The 17276-nt window shown below is 63.3% G+C and carries 12 protein-coding genes; 9 read left to right on the top strand and 3 right to left on the bottom strand.

Features of this window, described 5'->3' with window-relative positions:
- Positions 1–210 (top strand): hypothetical protein (locus AWC08_RS36275; protein WP_178132170.1); only part of this gene is annotated, 210 nt, incomplete at its 5' end.
- 311 nt (positions 211–521) lie between these two features.
- Here AWC08_RS36275 and AWC08_RS03865 read toward each other — a convergent pair.
- Positions 522–1940, bottom strand: a complete 1419-nt coding sequence (locus tag AWC08_RS03865) for a Fis family transcriptional regulator (RefSeq protein WP_065133081.1) — start codon at positions 1938–1940, stop codon at positions 522–524.
- A gap of 261 nt (positions 1941–2201) precedes the next feature.
- Here AWC08_RS03865 and AWC08_RS03870 point away from each other — a divergent pair, with 261 nt between their 5' ends.
- From AWC08_RS03870 to AWC08_RS03890, 5 genes are all read left to right on the top strand, one after another.
- The gene (locus AWC08_RS03870; RefSeq protein WP_232007880.1) at positions 2202–3980 is read left to right on the top strand and encodes a hypothetical protein; all 1779 of its coding nucleotides are present in this window, start codon (positions 2202–2204) and stop codon (positions 3978–3980) included.
- A gap of 14 nt (positions 3981–3994) precedes the next feature.
- A complete protein-coding gene (locus tag AWC08_RS03875) occupies positions 3995–5620 on the top strand; it encodes a class I SAM-dependent DNA methyltransferase (RefSeq protein WP_065133079.1) in 1626 nt (541 codons plus the stop codon).
- On the top strand, positions 5562–6758 hold the full coding sequence (locus AWC08_RS03880) for a restriction endonuclease subunit S (protein ID WP_082986205.1): 1197 nt from the start codon (positions 5562–5564) through the stop codon (positions 6756–6758). Before AWC08_RS03875 ends, AWC08_RS03880 begins: the two co-directional genes overlap by 59 nt.
- A 312-nt stretch (positions 6759–7070) precedes the next feature.
- On the top strand, positions 7071–8831 hold the full coding sequence (locus AWC08_RS03885; RefSeq protein WP_065133077.1) for an ATP-binding protein: 1761 nt from the start codon (positions 7071–7073) through the stop codon (positions 8829–8831).
- Positions 8828–12031, top strand: coding sequence for a type I restriction endonuclease subunit R (locus AWC08_RS03890; protein WP_069433819.1), 3204 nt, complete (start codon positions 8828–8830; stop codon positions 12029–12031). Before AWC08_RS03885 ends, AWC08_RS03890 begins: the two co-directional genes overlap by 4 nt.
- A gap of 19 nt (positions 12032–12050) precedes the next feature.
- On the opposite strand, the gene AWC08_RS34880 is transcribed toward AWC08_RS03890, so the two are convergent.
- A complete protein-coding gene (locus AWC08_RS34880) occupies positions 12051–12674 on the bottom strand; it encodes a hypothetical protein (protein WP_142283397.1) in 624 nt (207 codons plus the stop codon).
- Positions 12675–12920: 246 nt separating this feature from the next.
- Here AWC08_RS34880 and thyX point away from each other — a divergent pair, with 246 nt between their 5' ends.
- From thyX to AWC08_RS03905, 3 genes are read left to right on the top strand one after another with little or no spacing between them, the layout of a single operon-like run.
- Entirely contained in the window at positions 12921–13673 is a 753-nt protein-coding gene (gene thyX / locus AWC08_RS03895; protein WP_069433827.1) for an FAD-dependent thymidylate synthase, read from the top strand.
- A gap of 51 nt (positions 13674–13724) precedes the next feature.
- On the top strand, positions 13725–14627 hold the full coding sequence (gene dapA, locus AWC08_RS03900; protein ID WP_065133072.1) for a 4-hydroxy-tetrahydrodipicolinate synthase: 903 nt from the start codon (positions 13725–13727) through the stop codon (positions 14625–14627).
- Between the two features lie 7 nt (positions 14628–14634).
- A complete protein-coding gene (locus AWC08_RS03905; RefSeq protein WP_065133086.1) occupies positions 14635–16311 on the top strand; it encodes a ribonuclease J in 1677 nt (558 codons plus the stop codon).
- 90 nt (positions 16312–16401) lie between these two features.
- Here AWC08_RS03905 and AWC08_RS03910 read toward each other — a convergent pair whose 3' ends face one another.
- Positions 16402–17274, bottom strand: a complete 873-nt coding sequence (locus tag AWC08_RS03910) for an SAM-dependent methyltransferase (protein ID WP_069433820.1) — start codon at positions 17272–17274, stop codon at positions 16402–16404.
- Positions 17275–17276: the final 2 nt, after the last annotated feature.

Below are 17276 nucleotides of genomic sequence, written 5' to 3' on the forward strand. Positions count from 1 at the left end.
GGTGGCGGGAACGGGGGCAACGCCGGCGCCGGTCTGGGCAACAGCACCGGCAACGGCGGCAGCGGCAGCAGTGGCGGCAAGGGCGGAGACGGTGGCAGCGGTCAGACCGGGCCCGGCGGCGCCGGCGACTCCGGTCTGGCCGGCAGCGCAAACCAGGGTCAATTGGGCGGCTCCGGCGGCCTGGGTGGTGGCGGTGGCGGCGGCGGATAATTCGCCGGTGGGTCCGGGAGCCGCCGGCGGCGGCGGTCTCGAGGCGACACCAAGCGGGTGTGTTAGGCGCTGTTCGCGTCCGGGGTCCTGACCAATCGCAACCAGGTTGTGCTTGGCCAGGCACCGGGTGGACTTCGACACCGACAACCCAGATCGTTGGTCAGGCACTGCCACAACGCCTATCACTGGAAGCGGGGTTGGCGACGTTCATCCAAGATCGGTCCTAGCCCGAGGAGGTACACAGCCATGCCGTCGCAGCCGGGGCCTTCATGCCTGGCCAGCAGCCGGGTGTGCCGCATGCTATCGAGGCGCTAGGCCACCGCACCTGAATGCTGATCGCCCGCCGCGTCGGCCTGGGCGTCGGTGAGAGCAGACAGCGCGTCGGTCAACACCCGCTGAATTCCGGAAGTGATTCCCGTACAGGAGGTTTCGATTTTTGTGGCGCTTTTCTGAATTGAACAGGCGGCCTTCTTCACCTCGTCGAGCGTATTGAGCTGCGCAATGGCTTGCGTGATCTTCTCTTCGGCGGTGGCGATCTGGTGTGCCCCCCTTCGTGTGGTCGCTGCTAGCGAAGCCGTGCGAAGAAGCATGACGACGGTGCGCACCAGTTCCGGATCGTCTGATCCCGGATCGAAGGCAAGCACGATACGACGGGGACCGAGCACCCTGATGGACCGGCCGCCGTTCTGCTCGGCGGTCCGTACGAGGCCGAGCGCCGCCGCGGCAAGGCGATTGCGCTCGGCCTCGTCGAAATACGCGGTCCACCCCGCACGGGCCGAGTCCGTCATTTCGATCACTACGCGAGCCGCTCCGCCATCGATGGTCAGCAATGCGTCGCCCTTCTTCGAGCGGGGCACTGCGCCGACGATGGCACGGGTGTCCGTGAAATCGTCTCCGAGGCCGGTGGCGACCTCGGAAAGCACAGCGTTGACTTGATTCTCGAATGTGTCGCCCTTGATCGGCGTCACCTTGGCCAACGTGGCCTTGGCTTCCTGAACCTTCAGTGAGGTCAGCAATTCGTCAACCTTCAGGAGCACGTCGGCATGGTTCTTATCGATCTGCTCGGTGAGCTTCTGCTGGCGCGCATCGAGTTCCGCGGCGTGTTTGGCCATCGGCGAGGTGGGGTCGCTTGGGTCGAATTGCTTGGCGGCCTTGCTCAGCAGGTCGCTGGTGCCGGCCTTCACCTTGGCGTCGAGATCGGTACTGAACTTGTCGAGCACGGGCTGCAGTCGTTCCAGCAGTTCGGGGTTCTCGCCCGCAAAGATGCGTCGCACCTCGGTGGTGAGGTCAGTCTTGGCTGTGGAGACCGAGTCGGTGAACGCCTTACGGCTGGCGGCGTCGGCCTCGGTGATGGCCTTCTTGGCATCGTTGGCAGCCTTCGTCACGACTTCGGATGCCGACTTCACCGCTCGTTCGGTGATGTCTACCGCCTTGGCTGTCGAATCAGCCGCCTTGTCGCCGACCTCCCTCAGCATCTGCTCGAGGATGCGCGATTCCTGAGCTTGGCCGGTTGCGGATAGGGCGTGCGCGCCGATTTTGACGGCTTCGGTGACGAATTGGGACAGATCGGCTGCTGCGAGAGCGTCCGGGTCGTCCACTGCCGCACCGCGCCCGCCGGCCGTCCAGCGCTGCGCCTCGCGGGCAACATCCTTGTCCCGCACAGTGAGTCGTTCGATTTCGACGGCGGTCAGGGTGTTGTCGAAGTGGGCTTGGGGCTGCTCGTTTTGCATGGCTTCCTCCGAAGAGTTGTGCTGCGCGGGCTGCGGAAGCGGTGTCTCCGAAGAATCCCCCCTCGGGGGACCATTACCAAAACAATAATCTGATAAGTCCACTTATCAGCAACTATTCTGGGTTTGAGCGAGGGCCGGGGCTATCTTGGGTTGAGTCGAGAGGATGCCGTGATCACGCTGACGCTGCAGGACGTCGCTGACCTAGCTAAGGTACAGCGGCCCGTGGTCAGCGTGTGGCGAAAGCGCCCAATGGTTCGCGGTGTGTCGATACCGTTCCCGGCTCCGGTTGCGACCGTCGACGGCGTTGCGCGCTTCTCCCGTGACGATGTCGTGGATTGGCTGACCCGCACTGGTCGCGGCAACAACTCCGAACAAGACTACGACGCCCCCGCGGTTGCGGTACCCGATGACGCGGAGCTTGAAGATGTGGTCACGCTGCTGTGCTGGTACGTCCTGACGGGACAAGAGCTCACCGGTAGGGCGCACACCGAATTGGTTTTGTTGGCAGATGAGTTCGATCCCCAGGACAGCCTGCTGGCCAGAGAGATTCGCGAGCTGCGGGTGTCTAATGGGGTGCTCGCCTACGTCGACGACCTGGTCGAAGCGTCGCACGGCCCTGCCGACGCGCTGCAGCGTGTCGAGGCCGGACGACTCAAGCGTCGCGAGCAACTGCGCGGACTCACCGACGACGCGGTAAAACTGTTGCGCTGCATGGTTGAAGCCGCTGCTGTCTATCTCGACGACGAGCGGGTTGTGCTGCGGGTCGAGGGTTCGCCTGTCGCACTTGATGTGGCGGAGGCGTGCCAACTCGATGTCGTGTCGGTCGATCGAGCCCTCCGGCGCCGTGCGGTTATTCGGGGCATTCATGTCCGGGAAACCGCTGTCTCCAAGTGTGTTTCAGTTACGACCCTGGTCGGTCACGACATTGCGGACACCCTCGACGGCGTCGACGATGCCGTTCTGGAACTGCCGCCGGGGGACGTGGCGATTCTCATCGGCTCCGCCGCCGCGCTCTCCGATGAGCTTGCCGGGCCATTGCAGAACCGCCGCGCGGGGGCGCTCCGCGTGGGCAATCTTATTGCTGCGGTCCGACTCCCGCGGGGGCTATGGCGCGAGGCGCACCGACAGAGCTTGGCAGTGTGGTTCTGTGTCGGGGGTGCTCAGGCGCAACGACCCTGGGTTGCCGATCTCGGTGCCGTCGAACACATCGAGTTGACCGATGTCGCCGCCGACGTCGCCGGCGCGTTGGCGCAGACGGACGATCGGGCATTCCGCTACGCACGGCGGACCCAGCTGTCGAGCGTGCTCGCCGGCGCGGCCGTGGTGCCCAGAGGGGTCCGGGCAGTGCGTCTACGCGGGCATGATGAAGCAGAACATGTGGACCGAGTGCACCGGGCAACGTTGGTGACCACGACGCCGCTGCCTATGTTGGACGTGCTGGTCACGTCGGCGCCCGGGCGGATTCGACTGGCCCACCGCTCCTTGGACGAGCTGCAGTCCGGCAAGCGCCTGGTCCTCAAGAGGGGGCGGCGCATCGACGTCAGTCACGGATCACCGGAGGGAACGGTGCGGGTGCTGCCGGAGGAAGTGGTGGGGACGCTTGCACTCGATCCTCTTGGTGCGGAGGCGAAGTACCCGCGTGCTGAGCGCACCGAGCCAGGCGATGTGATCTTTGTGGAGAAGCCGCGGCCGCGGGCATGGGTGGACCGGGACGGTGGGGCGATGGTGGCGTGCCCGGCCCGCATCATCCGCTTGGCCGAATCGGCGGAGGTCGGGCCGATGGTGCTCGCCGCACTCATCAACGAGACCGCTTATCCCGGAAGCGAATGGCAGACCTGGACGGTTCCGGTACTGCCACGCGCCGAAGCTGAGCGTCTCGAGGCCGCGCTGGCCGAGATTCATGAATACGAACAGCAGGCGAGCCGCCGGGTAGCCGGTGCGCGCGAGTTGACGACGGCGTTGATCAACGGGGTCGCCGCCGGTGCCCTGACGCTCGATGTGGAACAGAATGCGCCCCGGTTCACCCGGGCCAGGAGATAGGAAGGACGCACGCGATGCCGCCCCGGAGAAAGCAGGAGCCGCAAGCACCGTCGACTATGAAGGAGCTCAAGGACACGCTCTGGAAGGCCGCGGACAAGCTGCGCGGGTCACTGTCGGCCAACCAATACAAGGACGTGATTCTCGGTCTGGTGTTCCTGAAATACGTCTCGGATTCGTTCGACGAGCGTCGTGAGGCGATTCGCGCCGAGCTGGCGGCCGAGGGCATGGACGACGCTCAGATCGAGGAACTGATCGACGATCCTGAGGAGTACCACGGTTACAACGTGTTCGTGGTGCCGCCGACCGCGCGATGGAAGTTCTTGGCGGAGAACGCCAAAGGCAAGCCCGCCATCGACGGCGATCACGGCAAGAACATCGGCCAGCTCATCGACGAGGCGATGGATGCCGTGATGAAGGCGAATCCGACGCTGGGCGGCACGCTGCCGCGGTTGTACAACCGCGACAACATCGACCAGCGGCGCCTCGGCGAGTTGATCGACCTCTTCAACAGCGCCCGGTTCAGTCGGCAAGGGGAGCACAAAGCGCGCGATCTGATGGGGGAGGTCTACGAGTACTTCCTTGGGAATTTCGCTCGCGCGGAAGGCAAGCGGGGCGGCGAGTTCTTCACCCCGCCTAGCGTGGTCAAGGTGATTGTCGAGGTGCTGGAGCCTACCCAGGGGCGGGTATACGACCCGTGCTGCGGCTCAGGCGGCATGTTCGTGCAGACGGAAAAGTTCATTGCCGATCACAACGGCGATCCAAAGAACATCGTCATCTACGGCCAGGAGAGCATTGAGGAAACCTGGCGAATGGCCAAAATGAACCTGGCGATCCACGGCATCGACCACACTGGGTTGAGCAGCCGCTGGGGAGACACATTCGCGCGCGATCAGCATGCCGACGTCCAGATGGACTACGTGATGGCCAATCCGCCTTTCAACATCAAAGATTGGGCGCGCAACGAAGAAGATCCTCGGTGGCGGTTCGGAGTGCCGCCGGCCAACAACGCGAACTACGCCTGGATCCAGCACATCCTGTTCAAGCTTAAGCCCGGAGGCAAGGCCGGGGTGGTAATGGCCAACGGCTCGATGTCGTCGAACTCCAACGGGGAAGGTGATATTCGCGCGCAGATCGTGGAAGCTGACCTGGTTTCCTGCATGATCGCGCTGCCGACCCAGCTGTTCCGTAGTACGGGAATTCCGGTGTGTCTGTGGTTCTTTGCCAAGGATAAGACCGCGGGGAAGCAGGGTTCGGTCGATCGATCTGGTCAGGTGCTATTCATCGATGCCCGCGAATTGGGCTATATGGTAGATCGGGCTGAACGGGCGCTCATTGATGACGACGTTGTGCGGATCGGTGACACCTACCATGCTTGGCGCGGGTCGTCGTCGGCTGCCGCCAAAGGTCTTGTTTACGAGGATATTCCGGGATTCTGTAAGTCGGCGACATTGGCGGAGATCAAAGCTGCGGACTACGCGCTGACGCCTGGACGGTATGTCGGAGCGGCAGCGGTTGAGGATGACGGTGAACCGATCGACGAGAAGATTGCGCGGTTGAAGGCGGAATTGCTTGCGGCGTTTGATGAGTCGGCACGGTTGGAGGCTGTGGTGCGGGAGCAGTTGGAGCGGATCGGTGGGTGAGTGGGCAAAGCGCCGACTGGGAGACATCATAGAACTTCGGAGGGGCTTCGATCTCCCCGCGAGACTTCGAGTCCACGGTCCGTATCCCGTTCTATCGTCGGGCGTAACGGCTGGGTGGCACAGCGAAGGCCCCGTCAAAGGGCCAGGCTTTGTGGTGGGACGCGCTACTAACCTTGGTCAGCCGACGTGGAGCGACTGCAACTTTTGGCCACTCAACACCACGCTGTATGCCGCAGACTTCAAGGGCAATCATCCAAAGTTCCTGTTTCACTTATTTGAGGTGGTCGATCTCACGGGCTTTGATTCAGGCAGTGTCCAACCAATGCTGAATCGCAACTACATAGCTGACGTTGAGGTGCGGGTGCCGGACTTCGAGACACAAAAGGCAATTGTGAAGGTGCTCGGAGCTCTCGATGACAAGATCGCCGCGAACGAGAGTGTAGCTAAAGCTGCTCTTGCCTTGGCTGATTCGCTATTCGAGCAGGCCCGCAGTTCCAGTGAGGAGCGGACGACAATAGGTGAGTTGGCTGAACAGAACATCATTGAATTCGGTGACGGCTACCGCACGAAGCGTTCCGAGCACGGCAAGCCTGGGCTGCGGATCCTGCGAGCCGGCGATGTCCGGGACTTTCAGTTACTGCCGACTGGGGGCGACTATGTGTCCGCTGATTACTCGCGACAAATCGGCGGCAAGGCTTCCATGCCTGGCGACGTGGTTATGACGACGAAGGGGACGGTAGGCCGAGTTGCGGTCGTTGGTGCGCACACTGAACAGGTCGTGTACAGCCCGCAGATTTGCTACTTTCGAGTCAGGGATATTGCCAGCTTGGGCGTCGGCTGCCTGGCGGCGTGGTTCCGAAGCCCGGACTTGACGAGTCAGACCGCGAGCCTGATGTACAAGAGCGACATGGCGCCGTACATCAATCTTCGCGACATCCGGTCGCTGTCCATGCCCGTCTTCGATCCGAGCGTGCAACATCGGCAATCTAAGCTTCAGAGTGGGTTGCTTGATCGATTTGACGCATGCTGCGTCGAGAACGAATCTCTCGCCCGCACCCGTGACGAACTCCTCCCACTCCTTATGTCTGGGAAGCTCTCGGTCAAGGCGGCCGAGACTGTCGCGTCAGAGGTGCTCTGATGGAGGTCAGTCAGCCTCAGTTCTCAGTAGCCGGCAACTTCGACAACGACTCAGACCGTGGCGGAGTGCTGTCTAAGCCGCGGAGCGGCAGTAGGCGAGGGCCATCAATGGCTGCCTGTAACGCGGGTCGAGAGTCGAGCTCGTCAGTTGTGCAAGCGGTCCTTGCACAATGACGAGTAGGGGTAGATGCCCGCGTCGAGGTGCGTTAACTCGGGGTTTCGACGCCTTCCTGCGGTTGCTGACACACAACATAGTCAGTGTCAGAGACACTGACTATGTTGTGTCTATGATGGGCTGCGAATCGAGGCTGCAATGCGCACCGAGGCGATGATTGCCGCGGCACGGGCGGTCGGGACCGATTACCACGCAGTCGAGATCAAGTCGGGCGCAGGTGGCTTTCCAGGGTCCGTAGTCGACTCGCTGAGCGCATTCGCCAACGGCGACGGCGGCACGGTGATCCTGGGCCTCGATGAGGCCGCGGATTTTCGTCCGTCGAAAGGTTTCGACGCTGGCAAGGCCAGGGACGCTCTGGCCGGTGCCTGCGCGGACAAGATGGAACCGCCACTGCGTCTGCAGATCGACATCGAGGAATTCGAAGGCGCGCTGATCGTCCGCGCTGACGTCCCTGAACTCGATCCGGTAGCCAAACCATGCTTTGTTAAGACTCGAGGTGCCTATCAAGGTTCCTTCATTCGTGGTGGAGACGGTGACCGTCGTTTAACCCATTACGAAGTGACACAACTCCTTGCCAATCGAACGCAGCCCACCAGTGACCAAGAGATAGTGGCCAACGCCATGATGGCAGACCTCGACGACGAACTCGTTGAAGGTTTGCTGGCGATGAGCAGGCGGCGGTCGCCGCGGGCGTTCGACAGGCTCGACACGACTGACGCCCTTATCCGCCTTGGAGCCGTGGCCCGCGGCGTCGATGGCGACATTCATCCCACGCTTGCCGGCCTCCTGAGCCTCGGCGCTTATCCGCAGCAGTACTTTCCGCAGCTATTCATCTCATTCGTTGTGCTACCTGGTGTTCGGATGGGGCAGCCGTCACCCGACGGAGCGAGATTCTTGGACAACCAGACGATCACCGGCCCAATTCCCATCATGGTGACTGATGCGGTCGCGGCGATGATCCGCAACATGCGAAAGGCCGCGGTAGTCAAGGGGATCGGTCGTGCCGACCGTTATGACTACCCAATCGAAGTCATCAGAGAGCTGGTCGTCAACGCGCTGATGCATCGGGACTACAGCCCGGATAGTCGGGGAGCCCAAGTGCAGATCGAATTGTATGCAGACCGCTTGGTGGTCAAGAGCCCCGGCGGGCTGTACGGCGGGGTGTCGGTGGACATGCTGGGTTCCGATGACCAAGTCAGCACCTCGCGGAATCGTACCCTCGCCGCAGTTCTCTCGGATCTTCCGCTGCCGAACAGCCGGGGCGAAACAATTTGTGAGAATAGGGGTTCGGGAATTCCGCAGGTGATGGCGTCCCTCCGTGAAGCCGGCATGAGTCCACCGACATTCGAGGCCGGACCTGCCCAGTTGAAGGTGACGGTCCCCCAGCATGCATTGCTCTCACCGGACATCATCGAGTGGATCGGTTCGCTGCAGGCCCGTGGGCTTACCGACATTCAGCACCTTGCCCTGGCGATGATGCGCACGACAGGGCGCGCGACCAATCCAATGCTTCAGGCATGGGGGATAGACCCCAATACGGCTGGTCTCGCACTGCGTGATCTCGTCGCTCGCGGGCTATGCGTGCGCAACGGGGGCCGACGATACGCGAGCTACGAGCTTGCCGCCGCCGGATTGCCTTTTACTCTTCCGTTCGATCTGGCTGGCTCGAACGCGGAATCAGCGGGAACTGGTGTGCAGGGTCAACGTGACGCGATTATGCAGGCGATCCGCGCCGGACACACCACTACTCGTGCGCTGAGTGATGCCCTGGGTATCAAACACCGGACTGTCACGCGCAGGGTTGCTGAACTAGTCAACGCCGGAGCAATCGAGCCAACCCGGGCTCTTCGCAGTCGCAACCAGAGCTACCGACTCAGCGCACCAGGAGCGACCCCATGACCGAATTCAGTGAGGCCGCGTGGGAACATAAAGTACTCGACGAACTGGCCGAGCATGAGTGGGTCGCTATGTCCGGCAGCGACATTGCTCCCGGTACTGACAACGGTCGCGATTCTTGGTCCGACATCGTGCTGCCTGACCGCGTGCTGGCGAAGATGCGCGAGCTGAATCCCCATGTCCCCGTCGAATACCTGGACCAGGCTCGGGCACAGATCATCACGCCGCGATCCCAAGACGCCATTACCGAGAACTTCCGGCTGCACCGCTACCTTGTCGAGGGCTACCGGGGAATCAGCTACATCGATTCCGACGGCATCGAGCAGAACCCCACCCTAAGGCTGATCAGCCACCGGCCTGAGGAGAACGAATTCCTTGCCGTTCAACAGGTTACGATCCGCACCACCGACAAGCACCGGCGTTTCGACGTGGTCCTGTACCTCAACGGGATGCCGGTCGCGATCTTCGAGCTCAAGCAGGCCGGCGCGCAGCACGCTGACGTCGCAGCCGCGCACGCGCAACTCCAAACCTATCGACGCGAATTCCCCATGGCTTTCCGGTTCACGATGCTCACCGTAATCAGCGATGGCATCAACGCCCGCTACGGCACACCATTCACCCCGTTGGAGCATTTCGCGCCGTGGAACGTCGACGACGACGGCAAGCTTGTCGAGGTCGGGCAGTCTGCTGACGAGCTGGACGTGCCGATCGAGCTGGAGACCCTGATCGACGGTTTGTTCAACACCGAACGCTTCCTGCAGCTGCTGCGCAACTTCACCGCCTTCGATGAAGACGGCGACCGGCTGACCAAGCGAATAGCCAAGCCGCATCAGTACTTTGCCGTCACCAAGGCGGCCGGCCAGACGGTGCAGGCGGCTGAGACCAACGGTAAGGCCGGTGTGGTCTGGCATACCCAGGGCTCGGGCAAGTCGATGGAAATGGAGCTCTACACACACTTGGTAGCCCAGTACCCTAAATTGAAGAACCCGACCATCGTCGTTGTCACCGACCGTACCGACCTCGACTCCCAACTGTACGAAACATTCAATCGCTCAGCGCTGCTCGCGGAATCCCCAGTGAAAGTGACCACGCGATCGCAGCTACGCGACGAACTGTCGAACCGCGCTACCGGCGGCATCTACTTCACCACCCTGCAGAAGTTTGGGCTTACCAAGGCTGAACGGGAATCCGGTGCTGACCACCCACTGCTAACCGAGCGGCGCAATATCGTCGTCATCGTCGACGAGGCCCACCGCAGCCACTACGACAATATCGACGGCTACGCACGGCACATCCGCGATGCGCTACCCAACGCGGTGTTCATCGCCTTCACCGGCACGCCGATCTCGGAAGTTGATCGCAATACGCGTGCGGTCTTCGGCCCGACCATCGACACCTACGACCTGACCCGGGCAGTGGCCGACAACGCGACGGTACCAGTGTATTTCGAGCCGCGACTAGCCAAAGTTGGTTGGGCGGCGGGCGTCGGCGAGGCCGACCTGGACCAGGCGGCCAATGAGGCAACTCTTGGCCTCGACGATGTAGAACGTGCGCAGGTCGAAAAGTCGGTTGCCGTCATCAACGCCATCTACGGCGCACCGGCACGCCTGGCGAAGCTGGCCGAAGACATACTCACCCATTGGGAAGCGCGCTCCGCAGCGATGCGGCCCTTCATCGATTGCGCTGGCAAGGCGTTCATTGTCGGCGCAACACGGGAAATCTGCGCACGGCTCTACGAGGAGATCGTCAGGCTCCGCCCGGACTGGGGTCACGAATCCGTCGACAAGGGCGTCGTCAAGGTTGTCTATTCGGGTTCAGCCCACGACTCGGCGTTGATCGCGAAACATGTGCGCCGAGAGGGTCAAAACAAGACCATTCAGAAGCGGCTGCGGGATCCTGACGACGAGCTGCAGATCGTCATTGTCAAAGACATGATGCTGACTGGTTTTGACGCGCCGCCGCTGCACACCCTTTATTTGGACCGGCCACTCAAAGGCGCGCTGCTGATGCAGACGCTCGCACGCGTAAATCGGACGTTCCGTGGCAAGCCGTCAGGATTGCTGGTCGCCTATGCGCCCCTGGTGGACAACCTCGCGGCGGCCCTGGCCGAATACACTGAGACCGACCGCGCGGAGAAGCCGCTTGGCAAGGACATCGAAGCCGCGGTTGTCGAGACCCGCAAACTCGTTGCGCGACTGGATGAATTGTGCGCGGGCTACGACTGGCGTTCTAAGGCGCCACTTGTGGGCTGGTTGAAGGCGGCCATCGGCCTGGCCGCATACCTGCGCGCACCGAGCACTCCGGGAAACCAGGACACACCGACGCTTGGCGATCAGTTCCGCACGTTATCAAGCCATTTGGCGCGGGCGTGGTCGTTGTGCGCGGGCAATGAGACGCTGGTGGAGCTGCGGCAGACGGTGAGGTTCTACGAGCAGGCCCGGGTGGTGATGGGCAAGTTCGATGCCCAGCAGCGCCAGGCCGAGGGCAAGCCGATCCCCGAGGAAATCAAGCGACTGCTTTCGGGACTGGTCGACGCGTCGACCGCAGGCGGCGACATCGTCGACATCTATAAGGCGGCGGGACTGGACAAGCCGTCACTGTCCGACCTGGCCCCGGAATTCGAAATCAAGGCCAATAAGTCGGAAAACCCACACCTGGCCATCGAGGCGTTGCGCGCGTTACTCAGCAAAGAGTTGGGTGGAGCGACCAAAAACAATCTGGTGCGTCAACGTGGATTTTCTGAGCGGGTTTCGGAGTTGATGCGTAAGTACACCAACCAGCAGCTCACCTCGGCCGAGGTGATCGCCGAACTGATCGCGATGGCCAAAGAGGTTGCTGCCGAGGGTGACCGAGGCAAGAAGTTCACGCCGCCGCTGTCGCATGACGAGCTCGCGTTCTACGACGCTGTCGCAGACAACGAATCGGCACTTGAGCTGCAGGGCGAGGAGGCGCTGGCGCAGATAGCCCGGGAACTGGTGGCAGTGATGCAGCGTGACACCAAAACCGACTGGACCGTACGTGACGATGTGCGGGCGAAATTGCGGTCGTCCATCAAGCGACTGCTGGTCAAGTACAAGTACCCGCCGGACAAGCAACCGGCAGCGATCAAGTTGGTGATTGAACAAATGGAGGCGTTGGCACCCCGATATGCGGAGCACGCAGGTCGATTAATGGATGCAGAAAGCTACAGGGGTCTGGATTGATGACACCGGTGGGGCGACCTCAACCGAAAATGTCTTCACTGCTCGAATACGTGTAATACTCGCGAACCTCCATCGCCGATGACCACTGGGGATATCCGGCAATGATCTCGGCGTCGGACAACTCTGTCATATCAGGAGGTGCGTCGCCGAGTCCGGGTGCGTAACCGATGTACATTCGAGCAGCTAATCCCGACAGAGATAGCCAGTCGAAACCCAAAACATACTCCTGCAATCTTTCCGCGGGGGGCGTGATCGTCTCAGATGTGACAGCCTCGGGGGAATCGGCGTCCGCTGCCCACAGTGGGTCAGGGTCACCCGTTGACCGTCTCGAGTTTTCCGATGTGCTCGGTGCCCAATAGCCGCGGGTCGAGTACCAATCTTTCTGTCGACTGGTGACATCGTTCGCCCACGCGACCTTCCCGACTCCTTTTATCACGACCAATGCGACGTTTGATCCGGTGAAACCGCACCATCGAATATCGAATATCGCCCCGGCACGTGAACGCTGCGGAGACAGACGCACATCAATCAACTCCGCCTCGTCCAGAGCGCCCTGTTCAATCAGGGGATTTCGTGTCGAGGACACATCGCTCTCGACGGCCGGAGTGGAGTCATAGAGCTCAGCGATGGAATATGCGCTCACACGAACGATTCTTCTCCCTGCACCGCTGCCAGCCGCATCCCCTGACCGAGCCACCGGGCTGGCGACGACTGCTCGCCTCCTCCTCGCGCCGTTGCACGGCGCGCATCGTCACCGGGTTGGCGATGATTGCCCGCCTCCTCCTCGCGCCGTTGCACGGCGCGCATCGTCACTGGGTTGGCGATGATTGCCCGCCTCCTCCTCGCGCCGTTGCACGGCGCGCATCGTCACCGGGCTACGCTGAGCGCCGTGGCCGAGACCGCGCCGCTCCGCGTGCAACTGATCGCCAAGACCGACTTCCTGTCGCCCCCCGATGTGCCCTGGAGCACCGACGCCGACGGGGGCTCCGCGCTGGTCGAGTTCGCCGGCCGGGCCTGCTACCAGAGCTGGTCCAAGCCGAACCCGCGCACCGCGACCAACGCCGGCTACATCAGGCACATCATCGACGTCGGGCATTTCTCGGTGCTCGAGCACGCCAGCGTGTCGTTCTACATCACCGGCATCTCGCGGTCGTGCACCCACGAGCTGATCCGGCACCGGCACTTCTCTTACTCGCAGCTTTCCCAGCGGTATGTGCCGGAGAACGACTCGCAGGTGGTGTTGCCGCCCGGCATCGAAGACGACCCCGAGCTGCGCGCCATCCTGACCGCAGCCGCCGACGCCAGCCGCGCCACCTACACCGAGCTGCTGGCCAGGCTGGAAGCCAAGTTCGCCGACCAACCCAACTCGCCGCTGCGCCGCAAACAGGCCCGCCAGGCCGCCCGCGCAGTGTTGCCCAATGCCACCGAAACCCGCATCGTCGTCACCGGTAACTACCGGGCGTGGCGGCACTTCATCGCGATGCGAGCCAGCGAGCACGCCGACGTCGAGATCAGGCGGCTGGCGATCGCCTGCCTGCGCCAGCTCGTCGACGTCGCGCCGGCGGTGTTTGCCGACTTCGAAGTGACCACGTTGGCCGACGGCAGCGAGGTCGCCACCAGCCCGCTCGCGACCGAGGCCTGAGCTGCGCGGCGGTGATATAGGGCTTGCCGCAGCCAGGTAACCTAGGGAACCGTGAGCACCGTCGGATTCGATGCCCCCGCGCGCCTGGGAACACTCCTGACCGCGATGGTGACGCCGTTCGACGCCGACGGCGCCCTGGACACCGCCGCTGCGGCTCGGGTGGCCGCCCACCTGGTGGACCAGGGTTGCGACGGTCTGGTCGTCTCGGGAACCACCGGGGAGTCGCCCACCACCACCGATGACGAGAAGCGTGAGTTGCTGCGCGTCGTCCTGGAGGCGGTGGGGGACCGGGCGCGGATCATCGCCGGCGCCGGCACCTACGACACCGCCCACAGCATCAAGTTGGCCAAGTCCGCCGCCGCCGAAGGCGCCCACGGGCTCCTGGTAGTCACCCCGTACTACTCGCGACCGCCGCAGAGCGGTCTTATCGCCCACTTCACCGCCGTCGCCGACGCGACCGAACTTCCGGTGTTGCTCTACGACATCCCGCCAAGGTCGGTGGTGCCGATCGAATTCGACACCCTGCGCGCGCTGGCGGCACATCCCAACATCGTCGGGGTCAAGGACGCGAAAGCCGACCTGCACGGCGCGGGACAGATTATCGCCGAAACCGGGCTTGCCTACTACTCCGGTGACGACGCGCTGAACCTGCCCTGGCTCGCCATGGGCGCCACCGGCTTCATCAGCGTGATTTCGCATCTGGCGGCGGGTCAGCTACGCGAGTTGCTTTCGGCCTTCAACTCTGGTGATGTGGCCACCGCTCGCAAGATCAACCTCTCGGTCGGGCCGCTGTGCAACGCGATGGCACGGCTAGGCGGGGTGACGTTGTCCAAGGCGGGTTTGCGGCTGCAGGGCATCGACGCCGGCGACCCGCGGCTGCCGCAGGTCCCGGCCACACCGGAGCAACTCGACGCGTTGGCGGCCGATATGCGTGCGGCCTCTGTTCTGCGGTGATTCGGCCGTGAACGAGGAGCTCGCCCCACCCGGTCCACTGGCCGCGGGCGGGCTACGGGTCACCGCACTCGGCGGGATCAGCGAAATCGGCCGCAACATGACGGTTTTCGAGCATCTGGGTCGACTGCTGATCGTCGACTGCGGCGTGATGTTCCCCACCCATGACGAACCCGGTGTCGACCTGATCCTGCCCGATCTTCGTCATATCGAGGACCGGCTGGACGACATCGAGGCGCTCGTGCTCACCCACGCCCATGAGGACCACATCGGCGCCATCCCGTTCCTGCTGCGGCTGCGGCCCGACATTCCGGTCGTCGGCTCCAAGTTCACCCTCGCCCTCGTCGCCGCCAAGTGCCGGGAGCACCGCATCAAGCCGGTGTTCGTAGAGGTCAAGGAAGGTCAGAGCAGTCGGCACGGAGTGTTCGAGTGCGAGTATTTCGCCGTCAACCACTCCATCCCCGACGCGCTGGCCATTGCCGTCTACACCGGCGCCGGCACCGTCCTGCACACCGGTGACATCAAGCTCGACCAGTTGCCGCTCGACGGCCGTCCGACCGACCTGCCGGGCATGTCGCGGCTGGGCGACGCGGGTGTGGACCTCTTCCTGTGTGACTCCACCAACGCCGAGCACCCTGGAGTCGGCCCATCGGAGAGCGAAATCGGCCCGACGCTCCATCGGCTGATCCGCGGTGCCGACGGACGGGTCATCGTGGCGTGCTTCGCCTCCAACGTCGACCGGGTACAGCAGATCATCGACGCCGCAGTGGCTTTGGGCCGGCGGGTATCGTTCGTCGGGCGGTCGATGGTGCGAAACATGGGTATCGCCCGCGAACTGGGGTTCCTGCGGGTAGCCGACTCTGACCTGATTGACATCGCTGCGGCCGAGGAGATGCCCGCCGACCGGGTCGTGCTGGTCACCACCGGAACTCAGGGCGAGCCGATGGCGGCGTTGTCGCGGATGTCGCGCGGTGAGCACCGCAGCATCACTCTGACCGCCGGCGATCTGATCATATTGTCGTCGTCGCTGATCCCGGGCAACGAGGAAGCCGTGTACGGCGTCATCGACGCGCTGGCCAAGATTGGGGCCCGTGTCGTCACCAACGCCCAAGCGCGCGTGCATGTTTCGGGTCACGCCTACGCCGGTGAGTTGCTGTTCCTGTACAACGGAGTCCGGCCGCGCCACGTCATGCCGGTGCACGGAACCTGGCGGCACCTGCGGGCCAACGCCAAGCTGGCCGCCAGCACCGGCGTGCCGGAGGAGTCGATCATGTTGGCGGAGAACGGCGTCAGCGTCGATCTGGTCGCGGGAAAGGCGCGTATCGCCGGTGCGGTGCCGGTCGGCAAGATGTTCGTCGACGGATTGATCACCGGTGACGTCGGCGAAATCACGCTAGGCGAGCGGCTCATCCTGTCCTCGGGATTCGTCGCGGTGACGGTGGTGGTGCACCGGGGTACCGGTAAGTCGGTGGCGACGCCGCACCTGCATTCCCGCGGCTTCTCCGAGGATCCCAAGGCGCTGGAGCCTGTGGTCCGCAAAGTCGAGGCCGAACTCGAACAGTTGGCCGCCAATAACGTCACCGATCCGATCCGGATCGCCCAGGGTGTGCGTCGTACCGTTGGCAAATGGGTGGGTGAGACCTTTCGCCGGCAGCCGATGATCGTGCCGACGGTTCTCGAGGTCTGAAACGCCTCCGCGGGAGTGAATTTCACGACGCGACACGCCGCGCGAGCGTCGGGTAGTTCACAACTCGGCAGGCAGCGCAGCGTCCGGCCGCTACATCTTCTCGGCGTACGCCGACCATTCGATCTGTGACGCCGGGAGTCGGCGGCCGGTCGGCATCACGTACCGCTCGACCAGTTCGTCGGGCCCCATCTGTTCCACCAGCCGCCAGCCGTACTCCTCGAGGAAGCCGGCCACCTCGTCAGGCAGCAGGCCGAAGTGCCACAACTGACGTCGTCCCCGCACCGAGCGGTACAGCGTCCGGGAGCCATACCGGTTCGAGCCGTCGATAAAGTCGCGCCGGACGTAGGTGAACACGATGCGACTGCCGGGCGCCGTCGGCCGCAGGCCCTCTAGCGTGGTGCGTACAGCCTGCTCGGTGAGGTACTGGGTGACGCCCTCCCAGATGAAGAATACCCGGTAGTCGGTGCGGTATCCGTGCTCGGCCAGCGCCGTCAACAGGTCGTCGCGCTCAAAATTCAACGCCACCAAACGAACCGAGAGCGGCAGCTCACCCAGCACCTTGCGCACAGTCCGCGCCTTGCGGGCGATGTTGACCGGCAGGTCCACCTCGAACACCGGTTTGCGGATCTGGCGGGTCAACCGGTAGGCCCGGGTGTCCAGCCCCGCGCCCAGAATCACCACCGCGTCGATGTCGCCGAGGGCTTCGGTGAGCTTGTCGCCGATAAAGCGTTTGCGGCAAGCCAGATTCGCCCACAAGCCGGGACCGGTCCGCTCGGATGCGGCGATGAACGCCCGCCGAAACACCGCCGGGGCGGTAGCGGAGACAAGCCAGCGCAGCGGTGCGGGCAGGAAAAGTTCCGCCAGGTCGTCGTCCACCAGTCGGCGCCCGGCCGGTTCGTTCTGCTCGATCGCAGACAACAGCATCGGACCGAACGCCGTGCGGGCAGCGGAATTTCGGGCCATGA

It is taken from the genome of Mycobacterium gordonae (genome assembly GCF_002101675.1).
Taxonomy (GTDB): Bacteria; Actinomycetota; Actinomycetes; order Mycobacteriales; family Mycobacteriaceae; genus Mycobacterium; species Mycobacterium gordonae.

What these genes read in the sequence shown, in the direction of transcription:
- AWC08_RS03865 (WP_065133081.1), bottom strand. Translation starts at nt 1,940, where the DNA reads ATGCAAAACGAGCAGCCCCAAGCCCACTTCGACAACACCCTGACCGCC.
- AWC08_RS03875 (WP_065133079.1), top strand. Translation starts at nt 3,995, where the DNA reads ATGCCGCCCCGGAGAAAGCAGGAGCCGCAAGCACCGTCGACTATGAAG.
- AWC08_RS03880 (WP_082986205.1), top strand. Translation starts at nt 5,562, where the DNA reads ATGAGTCGGCACGGTTGGAGGCTGTGGTGCGGGAGCAGTTGGAGCGGA.
- AWC08_RS03885 (WP_065133077.1), top strand. Translation starts at nt 7,071, where the DNA reads ATGCGCACCGAGGCGATGATTGCCGCGGCACGGGCGGTCGGGACCGAT.
- AWC08_RS03890 (WP_069433819.1), top strand. Translation starts at nt 8,828, where the DNA reads ATGACCGAATTCAGTGAGGCCGCGTGGGAACATAAAGTACTCGACGAA.
- AWC08_RS03910 (WP_069433820.1), bottom strand. Translation starts at nt 17,274, where the DNA reads ATGGCCCGAAATTCCGCTGCCCGCACGGCGTTCGGTCCGATGCTGTTG.